Below are 21,536 nucleotides of genomic sequence, written 5' to 3' on the forward strand. Positions count from 1 at the left end.
TAAAGGAGGGAGATTCTGAACAGGAACAAGAAATCAGCTCAGATAAACGCAAAACCGGCGATGAATTATCTTCACCGCCGGTTTTGTCAGGTTATAAAATTATCAGGATAGCGGGTGACACGTACTCAGCTTGCCTCAGGTAATTTGCTTCACTTTTCCTAACAGGAAAATATAGTTGAGCATACCCAAACCTAACAATATGGCTGAAAAAATCAGCGCCCAGGTAAAGTTACCCGTAGTGGTAACAATAATACCGGTAATAATCGGACCAAATGCACCGCCGAAATTCGAGATGGTATTTTGTAACCCTGCCACCGTTGAGACCATATTATTAGGTGCAACATCACCCGGTAATGACCAGACTTGCGAGGCAGCAATAGCCGTTCCTGAACGTGCAACACAGAGTAAGATAACCGTGAGAACCACAGAGTCAGTTAAAGGTGCAAAGCCTACGCAGAGCGCTAAAGCCATACCCAGAATTAAAATAGATTTACGGGTAAAAGTCAGCGAGTAGCGGCCGCTGCTGTGCATTCTGTCAGATGCCCATCCTGCAGTTATTTCAGCCACCATGCCGCAGAGCAAAGGTAACGCAGCCACAAAGCCCATGGTCAGCAAATCCATGCCCTTCTCTTTTACCAGATAGGCTGGCAGCCAGGTAATAAAGAAGTAGGAGGTATAGTTAATTGTGAAGAAACCAAGGCACATCGCCCAGATTGATTTATAACGCAGCAGCTGATACCAGCGCATCGCAGGCTCGCCACTGTGTTTTTGCGCCTGGCCCGCACGAATATAATCAATTTCTTCCTGATTGATCATTTTATGTTTTTCTGGCGTGTCGGTATAAAACACCAGCCAGAAAAGCACCCAGATAATGCCCAGAGATCCGAAAATGATAAAGGTAATACGCCAGTCGAACATGACAATCAGCCAAACGATGAGCGGCATTGCCACTGCCCCACCAAATTTTGATGCGCTGTCAAACAGACCTGAAACAAAAGAACGCTCTTTATCCGGGAACCAGCGAGAAGCGATCCCCGCATTACTTGGATAAGCTGCGGCTTCTCCTGCGCCTAAGATAAAACGCATGACCAGTAATGATTTAAACCCTGTCGCAACACCCATCATGGCAGTTGCAACTGACCACCAGCCCACAGCCCAGCCCAGGGTCTTTTTCTGGCCAATTTTGTCTGCCAGCCACCCGGCAGGGATTTGCAATAATGCATAGGTCCAGAAGAACCCGGACATTATCCAGCCCATTTCTTCTGCGGTTAAACTAAATTCAGTGATCAGTGCCGGACTGACAGCAGCAATAATAGCGCGGTCTAAGTAGTTAATCGCAATCGCTGCCCACATCAATGCGGCAACAATCCACCGCACTTTTGACTTTTTACGTAACGTAGTGTTCATTTTACTGGCCTTAGTATTTATTAATATGGCTTTAGCCTGATTAATTCGCGTTATCTGAGGGTGCAGAGTAAATGCTGCCGACAAGCATAAATAAATGCTGTGATTCGGCAGTATTTAATAAAACAGATAACATTAAATCTGACTATGTTATCGCGTCAGACTTTCATGGCGTCCATGTTATTCATTACATAGATAGGTTTTTTATTATGAACCAGTAGATTAATGATATTTTCAACACACTGCTCACCAATAGCTTGTACTGCGCCCTCGGTATAGCCAGCAATATGCGATGTACCAATAAAATTATCGAGCGTAAATAATGGGTGTTGTGTTAATGGCTCTTCAACAAAAACATCTGATGCACCACCTGCAATAAGACCCGTAGATAATACCGTATAGAGGTCACCTTCGTTAACGATGCCACCGCGAGAAAGATTTAATATAAACGCAGATTTCTTCATCTTCGAAAGTGTAGTGATATTAAATAAATTATCCGTATCCTTGGTGAGTGGCATATGAATAGTAATAAAATCACTGCGTGAAATCAGCTCATCAAGCGCGACGAGTTGTACATTATGCTGTTTTGCAAAGTTAACATCCGGGTAAGGATCATAGGCAAGGATATCCATATTGAAGCCTTTCGCTCTCAGAGCAACTTCTTTACCTATATTCCCTAACCCCAGAATACCTATGGTTTTTTTATACACATCGGTTGCAAAAATTCTTGGCCATAGTCCCTGTTTTGTTTTCTCATAAGCCTGAGGCACCTGACGTGCGGCACTCAGCAGCAATGAGAAAGTGAAATCAGCTACTGCATGCTTATTGGCGTTAGGGACATTGGTTACCCAGATATTTCTTTTTTTCGTCGCCTCTAAATTAATATTATCAACACCGACGCCATGTTTACAGACAATCCTTAAATCTGGTGCATATGAAAGAAACTCATCATTGATATCAGTAAAGGCAACGATTAAAGCAACGGTGTCGGATAAATGCGGTTTAAGTTCCTCAAGCGAGATATCTGCCGGGAACGATAAAAATTCAAATCCATTTTTTTCTAACTCGGCTATCGGAGCATTATCATACTTAGCAAATGAGGGTGAGGTAGAAATAACTTTCATGATCATTCCTTTTTACACCTTTATGTAGATGTATAAAATTAATGGGTAACTTGTTTACTCTGGCAATCGACCTGTCAGGAAATATATTTATTAATAACGGCTTTAATATCGTTTAAATTTTCCGGACTGAATCTAATTGGGTAGCGACTCTCACCAACATCATGCCCCATCAGCGTTAAGGCTTTTTTCACCGCCGCAGGAGAGAAGACAATTTTATAAAGATCGGTTCTTAAACCAGTGACACTTTCCTGGGCAAGACGTGAAGCTTCAATATCTCCCAGCTTGAATTGTTTCCAGATCTCATTAATTTCTTTCGGGGCAACGTTTGCCAGGCCAGAGATACAGGCAGAGCAACCATCAACGAATCCTTGATGGATCAGCGAATCAGGGCCATTCAGGACATTAAAATTCTCAATGCCACGCGTCGCTGCCAGAAAACCACTCAGGCTTTCATAGCTACCGGCACTGTCTTTGATACCAATAATATTCGGGTGTAGAGCCAGCTTTGCCGCAGTCTCCGGAAGGATGGTGTTACCCGTACGCGCAGGAATGTTATACATAAATACCGGCACATTCACTTCATCGGCAATTTTTGTATAGTGATAGATAAGCTCACCCTGGCTTAACGGGACAAAAAATGGCGTGATAACCGATACCGCATCGACGCCCAGTTTCGCGACTTCTTTACCAAGGGCGATGGTTTTCTCTGTCGAGATTTCCCCGATATGGGCTACCAGCGATGCGCGCCCCGCCACTTCATTCACACAGGTTTCAGTGACGGCTAATTTTTCTGCCGTTGACAGCACAAAAAATTCGCCATTGGTACCATTACAAAAAATACCATTACCGCTGTCGATTTGACGATTGACCTGTTTTTTCATGCGCTCAGCACAAAATTTACCGTTGTCGTCAAATGTGGTTACGACTGCCGTTAATACACCTTCAATTTTATTTTTCATGGGCTAATTCTCTATGATTAATGTGTAGGATAAAGAGTCTGGTAGATAGCCGCGACATCAGCATGGCTGACGGTGCAAGGAGCATTATTCATTAAACGTTTTACATTCAATGCCGCATCGCTCAGCGCAGGAATGTCGCTTGCCGGAACACCCAGCATTTCAAGATTGTCAGGAAGATTTAATCGCTTAACCAGTGCAGCAAAGTAATCGACCAGTGCGTGTGATTTTTCTTCCTGGCTCAGGGAGGTATCAGCGTTAGGGATCAGATCCCAGACAATCGCAAATTTCTCAACCGCATGGGGGCGAACAACACGCATACATGGCGCAAGTAAAATAGCGTTAGCGATACCGTGCGGCAGATGATAGGTACCACCCAGCGGGTAAGATAAAGCATGAACCAAGTGGGTTCCTGCATGGGCAATAGCTGCCCCACCGTAGTAAGAAGCCCAGAGCATTTCTAATTTGGCATGCATGTTTCCAGGCTCATTCACGGCTGTTTCTAAGTTCCTGAATAGCTTATACATTCCCATTAATGCCACATTATCGCTGACCGGGTTAGCAATAGTCGCTGTGAAGCATTCAATCAGATGACACAGAGCATCAATACCGGTTGAAGATGCAATATGAGCAGGCATGCTGCTGGTGAGTTCAGGCAGCAACAATACATAGTCCGGCAATAAAACCGGAGAAATAATCCCTACTTTGGTCTTTTGCTCTGGAATCGCCAGAATGGCATTAGGGGTAGCTTCAGATCCAGTGCCTGCCGTCGCGGGAACCAACAGTGAAGGAAGACGAACGGTGGGCTTAGTTCCTTCCAGTAATGCGCTTAACTTCGGTGACTCAGGGTGACAAAGGGCTGAAAGTAACTTAGCGACATCCAGTACACTACCGCCACCGACGCCAACCACTAAGTCAAAAGACAAATCTCCAAGTACAGTAAGCAGTTGTTCAACGTCATGCTGGGACGGTTCGGGCGGCACATTATCGATAACAAATAGTTCACGGTTATCTTCTTCCAGAACCTCACGGATCTGTTTTGCCGCTTCCAGCCGGGAAATATTCCCGTCCGTTACCAGTAAAATATGTTGAGTTCCCGCTATCAACGGTCTGATTCCGGGTATGGCACCCATACCGCCGATCACTGTACTGTTTATCGTAACCACATTTTACTCCTGTCTCTTTTACGGGGATGGATTACGCCCTTCATGAATCATTCAGAGCATCCTATGCCTGAATTTATAATTTATTCGTAAATAGAAAAAATTGATCTTGCTCACATATAATCAATGATGATTCAATATAATCATATCCAGACAGTTGAAAGACGGAGTGAGGATGGAAAAGTTTAAACAAGGCAGAGAGGTGGTTATTGTTGCTGATGACTTCACCGGTGCCAATGATGCTGGCGTGAGTCTGGCAATGAAGGGGAAAAAAGTCAGTGTCGCTTTTCATTCATCCTTTAGTGAATCTACCGATGTGCTGGTTATCAATACTGATTCGCGAGCCTTTACAACAGGTGAAGCAAAAGAGGCTATAACGGGTATATCAGCGCGCATAAAAGACGCTAACTGGTTGATTAAAAAAATAGATTCAACACTGCGTGGCAATATCAGCATTGAGGTTGAAACACTGTTAGCGCTGAGCGGAAAGCGCCAGGCAATCATCGCACCTGCCTACCCTGCTGCCGGGCGAATCACCCGTAATGGTCAATGTCTGGTGCACGGAATACCGGTTAATGAAACGGAATTCGCCAGCGACCCAAAGACTCCCGTGTGCCTGGCTGATATTGGCGAAATCCTGGCTGAACACAGCACCAGGAGCCGTAAAATAGTGACACCAGACCAGTTAGCCCAGTCACTGAAGCAGGGAATCGAGCTAATCATTGTCGATGCTGCCAGTGATGATGATCTGGATATGATTGTTTCTGCTGCGTTTAATTGTGAATTTACTCCTCTGCTTGTCGGTTCTGCCGGGCTCTGTGATGCCTTCGCGCGCAGTCAAGCCTCAGTAAAACACCAGCAGCTGCTGGCAGTTATTGGCTCAATGAGCGAAATCGCTCAAAAACAGATTCAGTATGTGGCCAATATACCTGGCGTAACGAGAATTCTGATTGCCACCGATGACATTCTCACCGGGGCGCTTGAGGGTTATATCCGCCAGATAACCGCCGCTATTCACGGGGGTAATCACTGCATCGTCTATACCTGTCCTGACCATGACTCACGTCATCAGATAAGTGTGCTCTGCGAACAGCATCAGCTCTCTGCTATTCAGCTAGGAGAGAAAATCTGTCTGAGATTAGGTGAAATCACCCGCAGCGTACTTGAACAATCGAGCCCTGACGCACTTTACGTATCAGGAGGCGATGTCTCTATGGCCGTCGCCCATGCTCTCGGCGCGACAGGGTTTGAAATTACAGGCTGTATCGCACAATGCGTGCCGACTGGCAGATTCACAGGCTGTAGCTGGCAGAAACCCGTTATGACTAAAGCAGGGGGATTCGGTAAAGAAGAAACCCTGCGTGACGTTTTATATTTTATCGAGGAGAAAGTGAGTGACTAAAATTATCGCTGTAACTATGGGTGATCCTGCAGGCATTGGCCCGGAAATTATTATTAAATCTTTAACCGAAAGTGAGTTATCTGGTTCACCTGTTGTCGTGATTGGTTGTGCAAAAACACTACAGCGTATTCTGGAAAAAGGCGTTACCGGTTCCGCGGAGCTACGGGTCATTAATACCGTCAGTGAGGCGCAGTTCACACCCGGTGTTATTAATATTCTCGATGAACCTCTGGCTGACCCTGATGCGCTTGTACCGGGTGTTGTCCAGCAACAGGCGGGCGATCTGGCATTTCGTTGTGTTCGCCGTGCTACTGAACTTGCTATGGCGGGTGAAGTTAAAGCTATCGCCACTGCCCCGCTGAATAAAGAAGCCTTGCATCTGGCAGGCCACCACTATCCGGGTCATACCGAGTTACTGGCACATCTCACCAATAGCCCTGATTATGCGATGGTGCTCTATACTGATAAGTTAAAAGTGATTCATATCACGACACATATTGCATTGCGCAAATTCCTTGATACTCTCAACCAGCAGAGAATCAAGACCGTTATTAATATCGCCGATACCTTCCTTAAGCGGGTCGGATATACCCAGCCGCGTATTGCGGTAGCGGGTGTTAATCCTCATGCGGGTGAAAATGGTCTGTTTGGTGATGAAGAGATTAAGATTGTCGGTCCTGCAGTGGCGGCCATGAAAGCGGAAGGCTTTAATGTCAGCGGGCCTTGTCCGCCGGATACGGTATTTATGCAATGCCATGAAGGGATGTACGATATAGTAGTTGCCATGTACCACGATCAGGGGCATATTCCGTTGAAACTTCTCGGTTTCTACGATGGCGTGAATATCACCGCAGGATTACCTTTTATACGTACTTCGGCCGATCATGGCACAGCATTCGATATCGCCTGGACCGGTAAAGCGAATCCTGAAAGCATGACGGTCTCTATCCAATTAGCGATGCAGATTTCATAGGAAAAGCATGAAGGGATATAACCGATTAGAGCAGATAATGGATTTCCTTAAGGGACATAATCTGGTCACTGTTGATCAATTAGTGGCAATCACCCAAGCCTCTCCGGCAACGATCCGTCGTGACTTGATTAAACTCGATCAGGAAGGCGTTATCAGCAGAGCACACGGTGGTGTCACGCTCAATCGGTTTATTCCCTCTCAGCCTACCACACATGAAAAAATGCACCGCAGCCTGGCGGAAAAACATGCCATCGCCAGTGCGGCGGCAAGTTTTGTCAAAGCCGGTGATGCCGTAGTCTTAGACGCAGGCACGACCATGATTGAGCTGGCTCGCCAGCTTACTCATCTGCCATTACGTGTTATTACCAGCGATCTGCATATCGCACTGTTTCTTTCTGAGTTTAAGCAGATCGAAGTCACCATTATTGGTGGCCGTATCGATGATTCAAGTCAGTCATGTATTGGTGAGCATGGCAGGCGTCTGTTGCAGAATATCTCACCGGATATTGCTTTTATTAGTTGTAATAGCTGGGACATTTCGCGCGGCGTGACTTCACCTACTGAAGAAAAAGCGGCGCTTAAACGCGATATGATAACTAACGGTAAACGGCGAGTACTGCTGGCAGATAGCTCAAAATATGGGGCATGGTCGTTATTTAACGTCGCTCACCTTAATACCCTGACGGATATTGTCACTGATAATCACCTGGATGAAAGTATTCAGCGTCAGCTTGGCGAACTGGGGATTGGCCTGCGTTTTGCCTGAGTAAGCAGCGAGAACAGGTAATATCTTCCCAGCTCTCGCTTTACTCATAAATCAAAAAGACGGGTAACTTAAGCAGATTGCTCAGGTTTTGCCGGTTTCAGACGCTGGGTTAAACCGCGTAAGAAATAGCGCAGGAACTGGTCACCACATTCGCGGTAATTCTTATGGTCAGGGTTGCGCATCATCGCCGTGATTTCCGGCATAGAAATGCGGAACTCCTGCTCAGTCAGAATGGCCAGCACATCGTCTGATTTCAGCTCGAAAGCAATACGCAGTTTTTTGAACACAATATTATTCGTCATTTTACGTTCAATTTTTGGCGCAGGCTTGCCTTCTTCTTTTCCGCGACGGAAATAGATAAGGCCGTTAAGAAATTGCGCCATAACGATATCCGGACAGTGGCTGAACCCCTCTTCATCTTCTTTCTTTACCCATGTGGCTATCTGGGCAGGCAGCACCTCGGTATCGGTTAACGCCAGAATAGAAACGATTTTATCGTTGTTCAGGTTCAGCATGTAGCGCACATTGCGCAAAACATCATTATTTAGCATGGAGCAAGTTCTCGATATTTAAAACGGGCAGTATATAGATCTGCGATGATATTGTAATGAAAACCGCAGCTGTTTTTCTGTTAGCGTAACGTCACACACAGCAAACTTAGTCGTCTTACAGGATGGAATAGTATTGAAGATCAGGAAGTTTACAGAATCTGACCGCCCCTTTTTACAAGAAATCTATCTCCAGGCACGCCGCAAAACATGGTCCTGGCTGGATGCAAACCAGTGGAAGCTGGAGGATTTTGATAACGTCACACAGGATGAGTCAATCTGGGTGGCCGAGCTGGCAGGCAAGCAGGTAGGATTTGCTTCGGTCTGGACTCCGGATAATTTTCTGCACCATTTATTTGTCAGCCCCGAGGCGCAGGGTCATGGTGTGGGAAGCGCACTATTACAATACGTTCAATGTCAGTTCACTGATACGGGCTCCCTGAAATGTTTGCTCGATAATCGTCATGCTCTGATCTTTTATCAGCGTCATGGCTGGCATGTTGAAGCCCAGGGTGAAAGTCCTGACGGGCGATACTGCTTGATGCATTATTCGCTACCCGCGTGACTTTCCATTGCTGATGTAGAGTGCTAAGCAGCGGGAACCATCGGCTCCCACTGTGATTCTGACGTTTCGTTATACCGCGCGGAAGGCAATCTCACCCGGAATGATTTCACCGTTCCAGTACAAGTCTGCCGCAATACGTCCCGCTAATTGACGATAAAGTTCGGTAAACTCGCTTTCCGGGCGACTGATAACCGTCGGCGTACCGGCATCAAGATCTTCCCGAAGCGAGATATGCAGCGGCAGTTGTCCCAGCAGTTGGGTATGATACTGCTCAGCCAGTTTTTCAGCACCACCGGTACCAAAGATAGCTTCATGGTGCCCGCACTGACTGCAAACGTGCATACTCATATTTTCCACAATACCCAGGACAGGCACTTCAACTTTCTCGAACATCACGATGCCTTTTTTGGCATCAATCAGCGCAATATCCTGTGGTGTTGTGACGACGACGGCCCCGGTAACCGGAATATTTTGCGCCAGCGTTAGCTGAATATCACCGGTGCCTGGCGGCATATCGATAACTAAATAGTCCAGGTCCGGCCACAGGGTTTCCTGGAGCATCTGCATCAGCGCTTTACTGGCCATAGGTCCGCGCCAGACCATGGCGTTTTCGTCAGTGACCAGATAACCGATGGAATTCGTTGCCAGCCCAAAGGCTTCAATCGGCGCCATATGCTTACCGTCGGGCGAACTCGGGCGCTGGTGCTCAGTACCGAGCATATTGGGAATAGACGGGCCGTAAATATCCGCATCGAGGATACCGACTTTTGCGCCTTCAGCCGCCAGTGCCAGCGCAGTATTCACCGCGGTGCTCGACTTACCGACGCCACCTTTACCTGAGGTGATAGCGATAATGTTTTTCACACCATTAATGCCCGGCTGGTTTTTTACTCGCTTCAGGGTGGCTATTTTATGGTGCAGAGACCATTCAATGGTTTTGGCACCCGACAGCGTTAATAAATCATCACTACAACTTTGCTTCAGCGCTTCAAAACCACTGCGCCAGGCAAAAGGTAGCTGCAATTCAATATGCAGCGTGCCATTGAGCATAACGATGTGGTGTAGGGCGTTAAGCGTGGTGAGATTATGCTTTAAGGTCGGGTGTTTAAAATTAGCCAGGGTTCCGGCAACAATAACGTTCAGTTGCTCTGGGGATAAGCTGGATGGTGGTTGCGAATTCATCCCAACTCCTTAGGGTTTTATCAGACATTGCAATCCCCTAATCATACCAGAAAGCGTGACCGCAATTCATATTGACGCTGGATTTTGCTAAACAATTGCCAATCCGGTAATATCAAAACCCCTTTTCTATTCAGAAGATGCAATTCCTACTATGGCTCAAACCGCGAAAAAAATATTGGTAACGTGCGCCCTGCCGTACGCAAACGGCTCAATCCACCTCGGTCACATGCTGGAGCATATTCAGGCTGATGTCTGGGTCCGTTACCAACGAATGCGCGGCCACAAGGTAGACTTCATCTGCGCCGATGATGCTCACGGCACCCCAATTATGCTGAAAGCACAGCAGTCAGGTATCAGCCCTGAGCAGATGATTACCGAAATGAGCGAGGAACATCAGACTGATTTTGCTGGTTTTGATATCAGTTACGATAACTATCACTCCACGCACAGTGAAGAAAACCGTGAGCTTTCTGAGTTAATTTACGGCCGCCTGAAAGAAAACGGTTTTATTAAAAACCGCACTATTTCGCAGCTTTACGATCCGGAAAAAGGCATGTTCCTGCCAGACCGTTTTGTAAAAGGCACCTGCCCTAAATGTAAAGCGCCGGATCAGTATGGTGATAACTGCGAAGTGTGCAGCGCCACTTACAGCCCTACCGAGCTGATTGAACCGAAATCGGTTATTTCTGGCGCCACACCGGTGATGCGTGATTCAGAGCACTTCTTCTTTGACTTGCCTGCATTCAGCGAAATGCTGCAAGCCTGGACCCGCAGCGGTGCCCTGCAAGAGCAGGTGGCGAATAAAATGCAGGAGTGGTTCGAGTCTGGTCTGCAACAGTGGGATATATCCCGCGATGCACCTTACTTTGGCTTTGAAATTCCGGATGCACCGGGCAAGTATTTTTACGTCTGGCTGGATGCCCCTATCGGCTACATGGGCTCATTTAAAAACCTGTGTGATAAACGCGGGGATACCACAAGCTTTGATGAATACTGGAAACAAGGCTCTGATACCGAGCTGTATCACTTTATCGGCAAGGATATCGTCTATTTCCACAGTTTGTTCTGGCCTGCAATGCTGGAAGGAAGTCAGTTCCGTAAGCCGACCAACCTGTTCGTTCACGGTTATGTGACGGTAAATGGCGCGAAGATGTCTAAGTCGCGCGGCACCTTTATTAAAGCCAGCACCTGGCTGAAACACCTGGATGCCGATAGCTTACGTTATTACTACGCCGCCAAACTGACGCCAAATATCGATGATATTGACCTGAATCTGGAGGATTTCGTTCAGCGCGTTAACAGCGATATTGTGAATAAAGTGGTTAACCTTGCGTCACGTAATGCCGGGTTTATCGCTAAACGTTTTGACGGTCAGTTAGCTGCTGAAGTAGCCGATCCTGAGCTGTATAAAACCTTCACTGACGCAGCAGAAAGTATTGGTGAAGCCTGGACTAATCGGGAGTTTGGTCGCGCAATACGTGAAATTATGGCCCTGGCTGACAGCGCTAACCGTTATGTGGATGAACAAGCCCCTTGGGTGGTTGCCAAGCAAGAAGGCCAGGATGCTAAGTTGCAGGCTATCTGCTCAATGGGCATCAACTTATTCCGCGTGTTAATGACCTATCTGAAGCCAGTACTGCCTTCACTTAGCGCACGCACTGAAGCGTTCCTGAATACAGAGCTGGTGTGGGACGGTATCTATAGCCCGTTAATCAATCATAAAGTTAATACGTTCAAAGCACTGTATAACCGTATTGATATGAAACAGATTGAAGCGCTGGTTGAAGCCTCCCAGGAAGAAGTCAAAGCCCTGTCAACGCCTGTAGTCAGTGGTCCGCTGGCCGATGAGCCAATTCAGGAGACTATCAGCTTCGATGACTTTGCCAAAGTCGATCTGCGTATCGCGCTGATTGAAAATGCTGAGTTTGTTGAAGGCTCTGACAAGCTGCTGCGCCTGACGCTGGACCTGGGTGGTGAGAAGCGTAATGTCTTCTCGGGTATCCGTGCCGCTTATCCTGATCCGGACACGCTGAAAGGCCGTTTAACGGTGATGGTTGCCAACCTGGCTCCGCGTAAAATGCGCTTTGGCGTCTCGGAAGGCATGGTTATGGCCGCAGGCCCTGGCGGTTCAGATATCTTCCTGTTAAGCCCGGATAGCGGCGCACAGCCGGGTATGTCAGTTAAATAAGACGCGAACCGGCAGGGTGAAATGCCCTGCTATATAAGACTTGTATCTGATGCCGGTAACCTGAGGGTTACCGGTATTTTTTTAGCGGCCGATATGTTGGAGAATCTCTACAAGCGAATGGTTCTTTTGCAGGAATACTTACAAATGTACTACGGCTATCAATAAGAAAAGTGAAGATCTTTTTATTTCAATAACCTCAAGAAAATTTTAATTTAACAGTGATTAAACACTTTTTTGGAACAGCGCCTCCCGATAACAATTTCATTTTTGGTTTAATGACTTTATTATTTCAGAAGCGAAGTGTGACATTAACTCGTCACTGTGTGATGACAATAACGAAAAACGGGGTAATTCGGAGATAAGACGCTTTCTGGTTGGCTCGAAATAGTCGGGGACATTTGGCCCTGTTTCTGTACAGCAAATGGCAAATCCCCATAAGATATCGAGTATTTCAACCGTAAGTAAATCATCTGCACTATCAAGAATTTCTAATATAAATGGAAGAGCAATAAATCCTGCTGGCGCCATAGAAACATGCTGATGACATAGTCCGCACCAAAGCTTATGACTGGCGATCTTTGCTACCTCCTGATCATCAGATGCTAATTGTATTAATAGTTCAGGAACATCGTTTGCGGGTCCATATGCTGTATAGGATGAATTCCAGTTAATTGCACGAATTCTATCTTCCAGTGATACATTATTCATAGGTAATTTCCTTTACTATTAATTCGGAAGGTTAATTGATTCTGCCTATGATGGTGGTATTATTGCGCCCGAAATCAACGATTCTGATACAAATCCCAGCGATTCCCATAGAGGTCTTCAAACACCACCACGGTTCCGTACTCTTCCTCGCGCGGCTCTTCACAGAAATGGACGCCTGCGGTTTTCATCGCTTTATAATCCCGCCAGAAATCGTCGGTCTGAAGGAACAGAAATACTCGTCCGCCACACTGATTACCGATAAAAGCTTCCTGTCTGTCATTTGAGGCACGGGCGAGTAAGAGATTACAGTCACTTTCCGGATTTGGCGTGACGACAACCCAGCGTTTACCGGGTTGGGGTGTATCTTCAACAAGGGTAAAACCGAGCTTAGTGGTGTAGTAGTCAATCGCCCTGTCGTAATCATCGACGACAATAGCCACATAGCCCATACATTTTTTCTGTGTTCTCACCACCCACTCCTTTCGTTAAGAAAACCCAACCCGTTTGTCCGGCACCTTCATCCTTAACCAGATAATACCACACAGCATATTTATCAGGTGAAAGGGCCTGCCCCACCAGACATCCAGGTTTGAAGACATCGCGAGAAACCGTGAAGATTTTTCTCCGAGGCAGTTAACACTTTTTAACGATGCAACCTGAAAAAGCGTGAGTGAAAGCAACCTCTGGATAACTGCTTTCTACTCGGGAACAAAATTAGTGTAAATGATTTGTTAAACCGATGATGAATGACCCTCATTCCTAACGAGATAAGGTCGCCTGGGTAGACACGGATAGCTCTGCCACATTCAGACAAGGTCATGATTAGGTAACTCACTGTATTGTCGATATAATATCATGGAGGATTTTGATGGTGATTAGTACACGGATGTTAGTGACATTTTGTATCTATATTTTTGGCATGCTGTTGATAGGGGTAATGGCATTACGTTCGACCAAAAATTTTGATGATTATATTCTCGGTGGACGCAGTCTGGGTCCATTCGTAACCGCCCTTTCCGCTGGAGCATCGGATATGAGCGGCTGGCTGCTGATGGTGCTACCGGGCGCAATTTTTCTCTCGGGGATTTCAGAAAGCTGGATAGCCATCGGACTGATATCAGGTGCATAGTTCAACTGGAAGCTGGTTGCCGGACGTTTGCGTGTACACACCGAGTTCAATGATAACGCTCTGACACTGCCAGACTATTTTTCCAGTCGTTTTGAAGATAAAAGCCGCATTCTGCGTATTATCTCCGCCACGGTGATCCTGCTATTTTTCACCATTTATTGTGCTTCAGGGATTGTAGCAGGGGCCCGTCTGTTCGAAAGCACTTTTGGTATGACCTATGCAACGGCCCTGTGGGCAGGTGCGGCAGCGACGATAGTTTACACCTTTATCGGTGGCTTCCTTGCCGTGAGCTGGACCGATACCGTGCAGGCCGGTCTGATGATTTTTGCGCTGATCCTGACACCGGTGATGGTCATTATTGGCGTGGGAGGATTTGAGGAGTCGCTGGAGGTCATCAAACAAAAGAGCATTGAGAATGTGGATATGTTCAAAGGCCTGAATTTTGTGTCCATCGTCTCCTTGCTGGGGTGGGGTCTGGGTTACTTCGGTCAGCCGCACATCCTGGCGCGCTTTATGGCGGCCGAGTCTCACCATAGTATTACTCATGCGCGCCGCATTAGCATAGTCTGGATGATCTTGTGTCTGGCCGGTGCCGTAGCAGTGGGTTTCTTCGGTATCGCTTACTTTAATAGCAACCCGGTACTGGCAGGTACAGTTAACCAAAACGCTGAGCGTGTATTTATTGAACTGGCACAAATCCTGTTTAACCCCTGGATTACCGGTATTCTGCTATCGGCAATCCTTGCCGCGGTCATGTCAACATTGAGCTGCCAGTTGCTGGTGTGCTCCAGCGTCATTACTGAAGACTTATACAAAGCATTCCTGCGTAAAAATGCCAGCCAGAAAGAACTGATATGGGTTGGGCGCATGATGGTGCTGGTTGTGGCGCTTCTCTCTATTGCACTGGCAGCGAATCCAGAAAACCGCGTTCTTGGCCTGGTGAGCTATGCCTGGGCAGGCTTTGGCGCTGCATTTGGCCCGGTAGTTCTGTTCTCTGTGATGTGGTCGCGTATGACGCGTAATGGTGCGCTTGCCGGGATGATTATGGGTGCGGTAACGGTTATTGTCTGGAAAGAATTTGCCGGGTCAGGTCTGTATGAAATTATTCCAGGCTTTCTATTTAGCAGAACTGGCATTGTGGTCTTCAGTTTGCTGGGTAAAACACCGTCAGCCGCAATGCGAAAACGCTTTGCCGAAGCGGATGCACATTATCACTCTGTAGCACCACCACGTATACAGATCGAGTAACCTGCTCATTCTTTCATCGTGACAGCAGTATAAAGCCCCGATCAGTCCAATAAGACTATAGACTCAGAGCGCAATATACCCTGAGCTGAGGGTATATTAGAGGGGAAACATAATTCTGTTTCCCCTCTCTTTTGTCGTCTAAATGTCTATTATCTGAATGATTCAACTTTTACCAGCCCCCACCATTATGCTTAGATACATGACATTTATCACAGAACGTAAATTATATAGGATAACAGATAATCTATGCGTGACAATGAAATGTATATGTGTCATAAAAAACATGCTGAAGTATTATAATACTGCCATAAAACACTATGATTTCATTGCCATCTATTGTCTCAGAAAATACTTGGATCGTTTACCGATTGCCAGAACAGGTACTTAATTTCAGGAAAAAACAATTAATACAGAAGGTAAAACCTTTAGATAAATTACGCCTGAAAACTTTGATTATTTCTATATTATTCATTATATAAAAAACTATAACTAAAAAATTCTCACCATTACTAATACGTGTCGTAAGCCATCACTTATTAAAACCCATCCACTTGAAGTGGTAATCTATTTATATCCCACAATATGGTGAGGTAGGGCTAAGTCTAATAGCTATAAATTATATAAATAACGAAGGGTTGGTAAAAGCATTAAGTATTCAATATGATGGTAATGAAATAATTTATAATTTTGGTGAACAAGAAAGTTCATCAGATACTTATATCGTATCACGAGAAAATTATCAAACTATTGAATTTACCCGAGCATCAGATGGGGCAGTAAACATTGAAATATCATCCAGATGAAGATAAAAATACCTTTAGAAAATGATGTTTATCAAGGCAGAATTTCATTGCAAGCACAATATTGGGTTCAAAGAACGAAAACAGGAATATTTTAGTTAACTATCTCCATCTTAGAATAACGTCTTTGCAATAGCTTTCAGTATATACCGACGTAACGGATAAATATCGCAATTAAGTAAAGAACAATCATCTAAAACCATATACTAAAGGATTTTGAAATGTGTATAGTCAATAATAACTTAAGCGACATTGTCAACATAGATATCATGAGTGATAAAGTAAAAAGAGGAACACACTCATTTTTAGTCGAGAGAGAAAATGCATCTTCATTAACATTTTGTTTTTCAAATATCAATCTACCTGAGGGTGCATATATTGAATTTGAATATGGAAACAAAAATATAAAAAGAGAAATTCCCCACCTACATAAAAATCCTGTGATTAAAATTCCTGGCCCACGTGTTGATATCAAAATTATATTACCCAAAGAGATACATTTAACAGAGAATTTTTCACTGGTTCTCGACACTGTAGAGTACGAAAATAATGTCAGAATGATGACGGCTGAAAATGATCGAAACCTCTATATGTGCCTTCAGGGAACCGGGATGGCTGAATATGCATTGGCTAGTGCAGCAGTGAGAGGTAATGATGCATACACATGCATATTACTCGGTAATTCTAATCTCATATTAACGGGTCGGAATACGCCATACTTAACATCAGGTTTTTTGATTAAGGGTGAAATATGGTTGAACTGGTTTAATCAATCTTGTGATCCTGAATCACCGATCAATGAACCTGTTCGTTTAAGACTAGGTGATATTAAATCAAAGTTTTATTCTGAAGATGATAAAGCGGGTTTCACATTCATATCTCTGGATGATTTTGATTATTTAAACTCTAATGTCAAAATATTATTTGGTGGATTGAAATTAAGTGAACAAGATCCAGTAGAAGGAGAAGCTATTTATATCCCTCAATATGGGGAAAATGGATTATGCCCGATGTATATTACTCATGAACATAATGATGAACCCATAAAAATACTAGAGATTCCTGATTACTGGAGCCCTATAGTATATAATTCAGGAGAACAAGCGATATCATCAGGTTCTCCGATTATATCAAGAGAAAGTAATCAGCTTGTCGGATTACAATATATATCTAAGAACGCAGTGAACATAATTATGCCTGCTCAATATTTACACTGGACATTAAACATTATTATTCACATCGAACCTACTTTAATGACATGGGAAGATAATATTTCAGTTATTGGGTTAGGTAAGGTTTCATCTTTTAATTTTGAGTTAACACCCACTACTACATTCGATATTTCAATACCAATTGATCTGGATCAAAATGGAATGATTATACCTTTCGATACGGTAAAAATAGAAAACTATAATGATTACTCACTAATACAAGTAGAGGCTATCGATTTAATTACTAATGAAATATCTCCATTAACATTCAAGGGCAGCCTGGTCAAAGATGATTATCAAACCAACATTAATGATAATACTATTAATGGAAATGCGTCCCTGAAAATCCATAGTTTTGATCCTGAGATAACAAGATTTTTAAGATGCTGGCTAACGTTCAAAGTATCTGATACAAGATACAATATAAGAAATTACGTTATTAGATTTATTCTTAGCCCTTATGACTTAAATGATATTCCCTTTGATATAGAAAATGCCACTCTTTTAGATTTCAATATTGACAGAAATAATAAAAACTCAATCACCCATAATATCTGTGAATACGATCGATATGGATTTGTTGCATTCGATGGTGATGTAGGTCCCCTATCTCTGGTTTGGGCTGAAAACGGCTATTCGACCGTACGCTCTATATTAAAAAACTCATCAGGTGACGATATATCAGTGCTCTTTAGAGGTACTCGTCAAACAGATTGTGTCACGCACTCAATGAATTCAGCTGCTGCATGCGCATCCCAAGATATATTTTCCAGATTAGTATTGGAATACTATCCGGAAGATAATGAAAATATAATATTTGAAAATGAAATTTATCAAGGCATAATTGCATTACAAGCACAATATTGGGGGGAAGAGCAGGACAGTATAAATATTTTGGTTAACGTTTCCCTATCTTAAAATAAAGTCTTTATGACGGATATATAAATTAGCCGATAAAACGGATAAACAAATAACAGCTCGCTTACCCTAAACAGAACACCTGACAATACATCAGGTGTTCTGCCTTGAATAAATTAATTCGTACCTGGACTCGTTAACACTTTCTCGTGACTAGACTGTCGTGGTTTCTCCGACACGTTTATCCTTAAGGAAGATAAACATCATTCCCAGCCAGATAATCCCCCCCAGCAGGTTAATCAGGTTAAAAGGCCCTGCCCCGCCTGACATATAGGCATGCTTGCTGAGCTCGATACCCACAGTAAAGATAAACATCTGGATCATGCCCATGGCGGCCGCCACGGTTCCTTTACTCATTTCGCTGGAAAACAGCGTCAGGCGAACCAGCCCGGCATTCGCAATACCGATCCCAAAGGCATAGATACTCAAACCGGCGGTCATCCACAGATAAGCATGTGAAGAAATAACCGTTGCTATTGCCGCCACCGCCAGGCCCGGCACAATCCACCAGCCGCCCATAATGACCAGGCTTCGTACGCTACGGCGGGAGGTTAATTTCGCCAGTACCAGGTTGCCGGTAATCAGTGCGCCAAAAATAGGTACCTGTAATAAGCCATATTCATAGGTACTGAGTTGTTCGCCGCTGATAATAATCACTGGCGACTGCGCAATCCAGGTGAGTAGCGGCAGGCTGACAAAACCCAGTCCCAGCGAACCGGCAATAAAGCGGATATTTTTCAGGACTTGCTTATAGTCATGCCATAGCGCAGGAAACGAAAGCTTTTCACCCAGACGGGTTGCGGTTTCCGGCATCGCTTTATTCAGGCCAAAGAACGATATCGCGCCAAGGACAGCGAACAGGATAAACATCGTTTCCCAGGGGGCCACATGCACCCACACCGCACCCACCAGCGGCCCTAACAACGGAGCAATCAGCGCGACGTTAGCCATTAGCGCCGTGATTTTTATGCAAACGGCCTCTTCAAAAGATTCCTGAATAGCGGCATACCCCACAGCGCCAATAAAACAGAGGCTGATGCCTTGCAGAAAACGCAGTACGGTAAACTGTTCAATATTTTGCGCCAGCAGTGTCGCGAGGCACGTGACGATAAACCATACCACGCCCACTAACATCACCGGGCGTCTGCCGATACGGTCCGAAAGAGGCCCTAGCAGCCATTGTAAAAACATCCCCCCTGCCAGATAAGCGGTCATCGAGGTCGGAACCCACTCAATACCCGCCTGATACTGCTCCACGACTGCCAGCATTCCCGGCTGGATCATGTCGTTGGCGATATAGGTCGAAAACTCATAAAGCACCAGGCATAGCGGAAACAGGAGCGCCTGACGCCCCAGGGATTTGTTAGCTGTCTTATTGTTTGGCATTGAAAACTCAGAAGGTAAAAAATATGCAGTGTCGCGAAACGCGCTGCATAGATTATAATGGAAGCCGTTAAAATACATTTTGTGGTTCAGCCAGCAAATGATAACTCATTTCTGTTAAGGTTTTATTAAGCTAATAAGAATATTTTGCTGTTATCATCCTGTCAGGGTAAAAAACCAGGATAATGCTGCTTTATCTTAGCGGGCGACACTTCTATATTCAGTCGTTTTAGCCTGAGTTACCGCCGGACACCTTTGCTGGCCCTTACTAACTGCCAATGTTTATGCGGCTATGGCGCACGTGATGCCATTTGGCCTGCTTGTTTAGGAACAGAATATATTATGATGGAAACTCTCGATCAGTCGCTGTTTTTATGGATCAATGCGACGCCTGATTCGCCCACATGGCTGTTGAAGCTGGCGACATTCACCGCCAAAGACTTGATTCTGATTGTACCAATTCTGAGCGCAATTTTCTGGCTATGGGGCTCAGCAGGCCAGATGAAAGCCCGCCGTCAGCTGGTTATCAAAATCTCGATAGCGATAGCCACAGGCCTGCTGTTGTCATGGTTGATTGGTAAAATTTATCCTCATGACCGTCCTTTTGTCAGCGGCATTGGCTACAACTTCCTCTCCCATAAAGATAACTACTCGTTCCCAAGTAATCATGGCACGATAGTCTTTACCTTTGCCCTCGGCTTTTTATTCTGGCACCGCTTACGTTCCGGTATTGCACTGATGGCTGTCGGCGTGGCTATCGCCTGGTCACGCGTCTATCTCGGTGTCCACTGGCCGCTGGATATGGTAGGTGGATTCCTGGTCGCCCTGCTTTCTTGTGCCCTGACCCAGCTGATTTGGGCTGGATGTGGTTCCTTTATCTATCACCGTCTGCACCAGCTACACCGAATCATCTTTGCCCCTTTTATTCGCAAAGACTGGATACGCGGCTAACTGTCATTAAAAGTCATTGCGGCCAGAATATGCTATCTTCCAGTCTGAATTTGATTTAATCGATTCAGGCTGGAGTCCGATGTCTGTAAAATCACAACGACTCGGCTGTTCATTTTGACCCGGTTTTCCGGGTTTTTTCATGTTTAGAGGGCACTATGGAAACCCGACGCAACGGTCGTATTACTCGTCTGATGCAGGCACTAAAGCAGGCAGATAAAATACATCTGAAAGATGCCGCCGAATTATTGGGGGTATCAGAGATGACCATTCGTCGCGACTTAAGCGATAATGACGGTCCCCTGGTGTTACTGGGTGGCTATATTGTCATTGAACCACGGGGTACCAGCCACTACTTGCTCAACGATCAGCAAGCCTTGAAAACCGCTGAAAAACGCCATGCAGCTAAACTGGCAGCTGACTATGTTCGTCCCCATCAAACACTTTTTTTCGATTGCGGCACCACGATGCCTTACATTATCGAAGAACTTGATGATGCGCTGCCCTTTACCGGCCTGTGCTATTCACTGAATACCTTTCTGGCCCTGCAAAAAAAACCGCTCTGTCGGGTAATTTTAAGCGGCGGAGAGTTTCATTCCAGTAATGCTATTTTTAAGCCGATTAATTTCCAGGAATGTCTTAACAATCTCTGTCCTGACATCGCTTTCCTGTCTGCCGCAGGCGTTCATACCCGCCAGGGAGTGACCTGTTTTAATCTGGATGAGTTGCCGGTTAAGCAATGGGCTCTGGCCATGGCACAGCAGCGAGTGTTGGTGGTGGATGACAGCAAATTTAATCAGGTTCGCGCCGCTTGCATGGGCCCTCTGACGTCATTTGATACTGTCATCACCAATAAAAGACCCGCTGAAGCCTTTGTTGACTATGCTGCAGCGGGAGATCTTAACCTGGTCTGGTAGGGT

Annotated in this window: 17 protein-coding genes and 1 pseudogene; 9 read left to right on the forward strand and 9 right to left on the reverse strand. The window is 45.3% G+C overall.

Annotated features, from left to right (window positions below; genetic code table 11):
• Nucleotides 1-135: 135 nt before the first annotated feature.
• The 4 genes from M2387_RS05670 to M2387_RS05685 all read right to left on the reverse strand — a co-directional run bounded on the left by M2387_RS05670 (nucleotide 136) and on the right by M2387_RS05685 (nucleotide 4,650).
• Nucleotides 136-1,407 (reverse strand): MFS transporter, encoded by a 1,272-nt coding sequence (locus M2387_RS05670; protein ID WP_259047741.1) that lies wholly within the window; start codon nucleotides 1,405-1,407, stop codon nucleotides 136-138.
• A 155-nt stretch (nucleotides 1,408-1,562) separates the two neighbouring features.
• The gene (locus tag M2387_RS05675; protein ID WP_259047742.1) at nucleotides 1,563-2,528 is read right to left on the reverse strand and encodes a phosphoglycerate dehydrogenase; all 966 of its coding nucleotides are present in this window, start codon (nucleotides 2,526-2,528) and stop codon (nucleotides 1,563-1,565) included.
• A 74-nt stretch (nucleotides 2,529-2,602) separates the two neighbouring features.
• Nucleotides 2,603-3,487, reverse strand: coding sequence for a dihydrodipicolinate synthase family protein (locus M2387_RS05680; protein WP_259047745.1), 885 nt, complete (start codon nucleotides 3,485-3,487; stop codon nucleotides 2,603-2,605).
• A gap of 17 nt (nucleotides 3,488-3,504) precedes the next feature.
• Nucleotides 3,505-4,650, reverse strand: a complete 1,146-nt coding sequence (locus M2387_RS05685; RefSeq protein WP_259047747.1) for an iron-containing alcohol dehydrogenase — start codon at nucleotides 4,648-4,650, stop codon at nucleotides 3,505-3,507.
• Between the two features lie 172 nt (nucleotides 4,651-4,822).
• On the opposite strand from M2387_RS05685, the gene dtnK reads away from it, so the two are divergent.
• The 3 genes from dtnK to M2387_RS05700 are packed head-to-tail and all read left to right on the forward strand — an operon-like array spanning nucleotide 4,823 to nucleotide 7,788.
• A complete protein-coding gene (gene dtnK, locus M2387_RS05690; RefSeq protein ID WP_259047748.1) occupies nucleotides 4,823-6,049 on the forward strand; it encodes a D-threonate kinase in 1,227 nt (408 codons plus the stop codon).
• A complete protein-coding gene (locus M2387_RS05695; RefSeq protein ID WP_259047749.1) occupies nucleotides 6,042-7,022 on the forward strand; it encodes a D-threonate 4-phosphate dehydrogenase in 981 nt (326 codons plus the stop codon). Before dtnK ends, M2387_RS05695 begins: the two co-directional genes overlap by 8 nt.
• 7 nt (nucleotides 7,023-7,029) lie before the next feature.
• Nucleotides 7,030-7,788 (forward strand): DeoR/GlpR family DNA-binding transcription regulator, encoded by a 759-nt coding sequence (locus M2387_RS05700; RefSeq protein ID WP_259047750.1) that lies wholly within the window; start codon nucleotides 7,030-7,032, stop codon nucleotides 7,786-7,788.
• Between the two features lie 68 nt (nucleotides 7,789-7,856).
• Here the strand turns inward: M2387_RS05700 and M2387_RS05705 are convergent, their stop codons facing one another.
• Nucleotides 7,857-8,339 (reverse strand): YehS family protein, encoded by a 483-nt coding sequence (locus M2387_RS05705; RefSeq protein WP_259047751.1) that lies wholly within the window; start codon nucleotides 8,337-8,339, stop codon nucleotides 7,857-7,859.
• A gap of 133 nt (nucleotides 8,340-8,472) precedes the next feature.
• Between M2387_RS05705 and M2387_RS05710 the strand changes: the two genes are divergently transcribed.
• A complete protein-coding gene (locus tag M2387_RS05710) occupies nucleotides 8,473-8,901 on the forward strand; it encodes a GNAT family N-acetyltransferase (protein ID WP_259047752.1) in 429 nt (142 codons plus the stop codon).
• Nucleotides 8,902-8,970: 69 nt separating this feature from the next.
• On the opposite strand, the gene apbC is transcribed toward M2387_RS05710, so the two are convergent.
• The gene (apbC, locus tag M2387_RS05715; RefSeq protein ID WP_259047753.1) at nucleotides 8,971-10,083 is read right to left on the reverse strand and encodes an iron-sulfur cluster carrier protein ApbC; all 1,113 of its coding nucleotides are present in this window, start codon (nucleotides 10,081-10,083) and stop codon (nucleotides 8,971-8,973) included.
• A 151-nt stretch (nucleotides 10,084-10,234) separates the two neighbouring features.
• Between apbC and metG the strand changes: the two genes are divergently transcribed.
• A complete protein-coding gene (gene metG, locus M2387_RS05720; protein ID WP_259047755.1) occupies nucleotides 10,235-12,271 on the forward strand; it encodes a methionine--tRNA ligase in 2,037 nt (678 codons plus the stop codon).
• A 261-nt stretch (nucleotides 12,272-12,532) separates the two neighbouring features.
• On the opposite strand, the gene M2387_RS05725 is transcribed toward metG, so the two are convergent.
• Together M2387_RS05725 and M2387_RS05730 are read right to left on the reverse strand one after the other, a co-directional pair.
• Nucleotides 12,533-12,979 (reverse strand): hypothetical protein, encoded by a 447-nt coding sequence (locus M2387_RS05725; protein ID WP_259047757.1) that lies wholly within the window; start codon nucleotides 12,977-12,979, stop codon nucleotides 12,533-12,535.
• Nucleotides 12,980-13,053: 74 nt separating this feature from the next.
• Nucleotides 13,054-13,449, reverse strand: a complete 396-nt coding sequence (locus M2387_RS05730; RefSeq protein WP_259047759.1) for a VOC family protein — start codon at nucleotides 13,447-13,449, stop codon at nucleotides 13,054-13,056.
• A 398-nt stretch (nucleotides 13,450-13,847) separates the two neighbouring features.
• On the opposite strand from M2387_RS05730, the pseudogene putP reads away from it, so the two are divergent.
• Together putP and M2387_RS05740 are read left to right on the forward strand one after the other, a co-directional pair.
• Nucleotides 13,848-15,356 (forward strand): annotated as a pseudogene (gene putP, locus M2387_RS05735) (sodium/proline symporter PutP).
• Nucleotides 15,357-16,377: 1,021 nt separating this feature from the next.
• On the forward strand, nucleotides 16,378-18,285 hold the full coding sequence (locus M2387_RS05740) for a hypothetical protein (RefSeq protein ID WP_259047761.1): 1,908 nt from the start codon (nucleotides 16,378-16,380) through the stop codon (nucleotides 18,283-18,285).
• A 153-nt stretch (nucleotides 18,286-18,438) separates the two neighbouring features.
• Here M2387_RS05740 and M2387_RS05745 read toward each other — a convergent pair whose 3' ends face one another.
• On the reverse strand, nucleotides 18,439-19,671 hold the full coding sequence (locus M2387_RS05745; protein ID WP_259047763.1) for an MFS transporter: 1,233 nt from the start codon (nucleotides 19,669-19,671) through the stop codon (nucleotides 18,439-18,441).
• A gap of 339 nt (nucleotides 19,672-20,010) precedes the next feature.
• Here M2387_RS05745 and ybjG point away from each other — a divergent pair, with 339 nt between their 5' ends.
• Both ybjG and deoR read left to right on the forward strand, forming a co-directional pair.
• Nucleotides 20,011-20,619, forward strand: coding sequence for an undecaprenyl-diphosphate phosphatase (ybjG, locus tag M2387_RS05750; protein WP_259047765.1), 609 nt, complete (start codon nucleotides 20,011-20,013; stop codon nucleotides 20,617-20,619).
• A 155-nt stretch (nucleotides 20,620-20,774) separates the two neighbouring features.
• The gene (deoR, locus tag M2387_RS05755; protein WP_259047766.1) at nucleotides 20,775-21,533 is read left to right on the forward strand and encodes a DNA-binding transcriptional repressor DeoR; all 759 of its coding nucleotides are present in this window, start codon (nucleotides 20,775-20,777) and stop codon (nucleotides 21,531-21,533) included.
• The last annotated feature ends 3 nt before the right edge of the window (nucleotides 21,534-21,536 follow it).

This window comes from Klebsiella sp. BIGb0407 (genome assembly GCF_024807845.1).
In the GTDB taxonomy this organism is placed as follows: Bacteria; Pseudomonadota; Gammaproteobacteria; order Enterobacterales; family Enterobacteriaceae; genus JGM124.

Excerpts from the sequence above, each read along its gene's own strand:
- M2387_RS05700 (WP_259047750.1), top strand. The coding sequence starts at position 7,030 with ATGAAGGGATATAACCGATTAGAGCAGATAATGGATTTCCTTAAGGGA.
- M2387_RS05740 (WP_259047761.1), top strand. The coding sequence starts at position 16,378 with ATGTGTATAGTCAATAATAACTTAAGCGACATTGTCAACATAGATATC.
- apbC (WP_259047753.1), bottom strand. The coding sequence starts at position 10,083 with ATGAATTCGCAACCACCATCCAGCTTATCCCCAGAGCAACTGAACGTT.
- dtnK (WP_259047748.1), top strand. The coding sequence starts at position 4,823 with ATGGAAAAGTTTAAACAAGGCAGAGAGGTGGTTATTGTTGCTGATGAC.
- M2387_RS05725 (WP_259047757.1), bottom strand. The coding sequence starts at position 12,979 with ATGAATAATGTATCACTGGAAGATAGAATTCGTGCAATTAACTGGAAT.
- M2387_RS05675 (WP_259047742.1), bottom strand. The coding sequence starts at position 2,528 with ATGAAAGTTATTTCTACCTCACCCTCATTTGCTAAGTATGATAATGCT.
- M2387_RS05670 (WP_259047741.1), bottom strand. The coding sequence starts at position 1,407 with ATGAACACTACGTTACGTAAAAAGTCAAAAGTGCGGTGGATTGTTGCC.
- deoR (WP_259047766.1), top strand. The coding sequence starts at position 20,775 with ATGGAAACCCGACGCAACGGTCGTATTACTCGTCTGATGCAGGCACTA.
- ybjG (WP_259047765.1), top strand. The coding sequence starts at position 20,011 with ATGATGGAAACTCTCGATCAGTCGCTGTTTTTATGGATCAATGCGACG.
- metG (WP_259047755.1), top strand. The coding sequence starts at position 10,235 with ATGGCTCAAACCGCGAAAAAAATATTGGTAACGTGCGCCCTGCCGTAC.
- M2387_RS05745 (WP_259047763.1), bottom strand. The coding sequence starts at position 19,671 with ATGCCAAACAATAAGACAGCTAACAAATCCCTGGGGCGTCAGGCGCTC.
- M2387_RS05705 (WP_259047751.1), bottom strand. The coding sequence starts at position 8,339 with ATGCTAAATAATGATGTTTTGCGCAATGTGCGCTACATGCTGAACCTG.
- M2387_RS05680 (WP_259047745.1), bottom strand. The coding sequence starts at position 3,487 with ATGAAAAATAAAATTGAAGGTGTATTAACGGCAGTCGTAACCACATTT.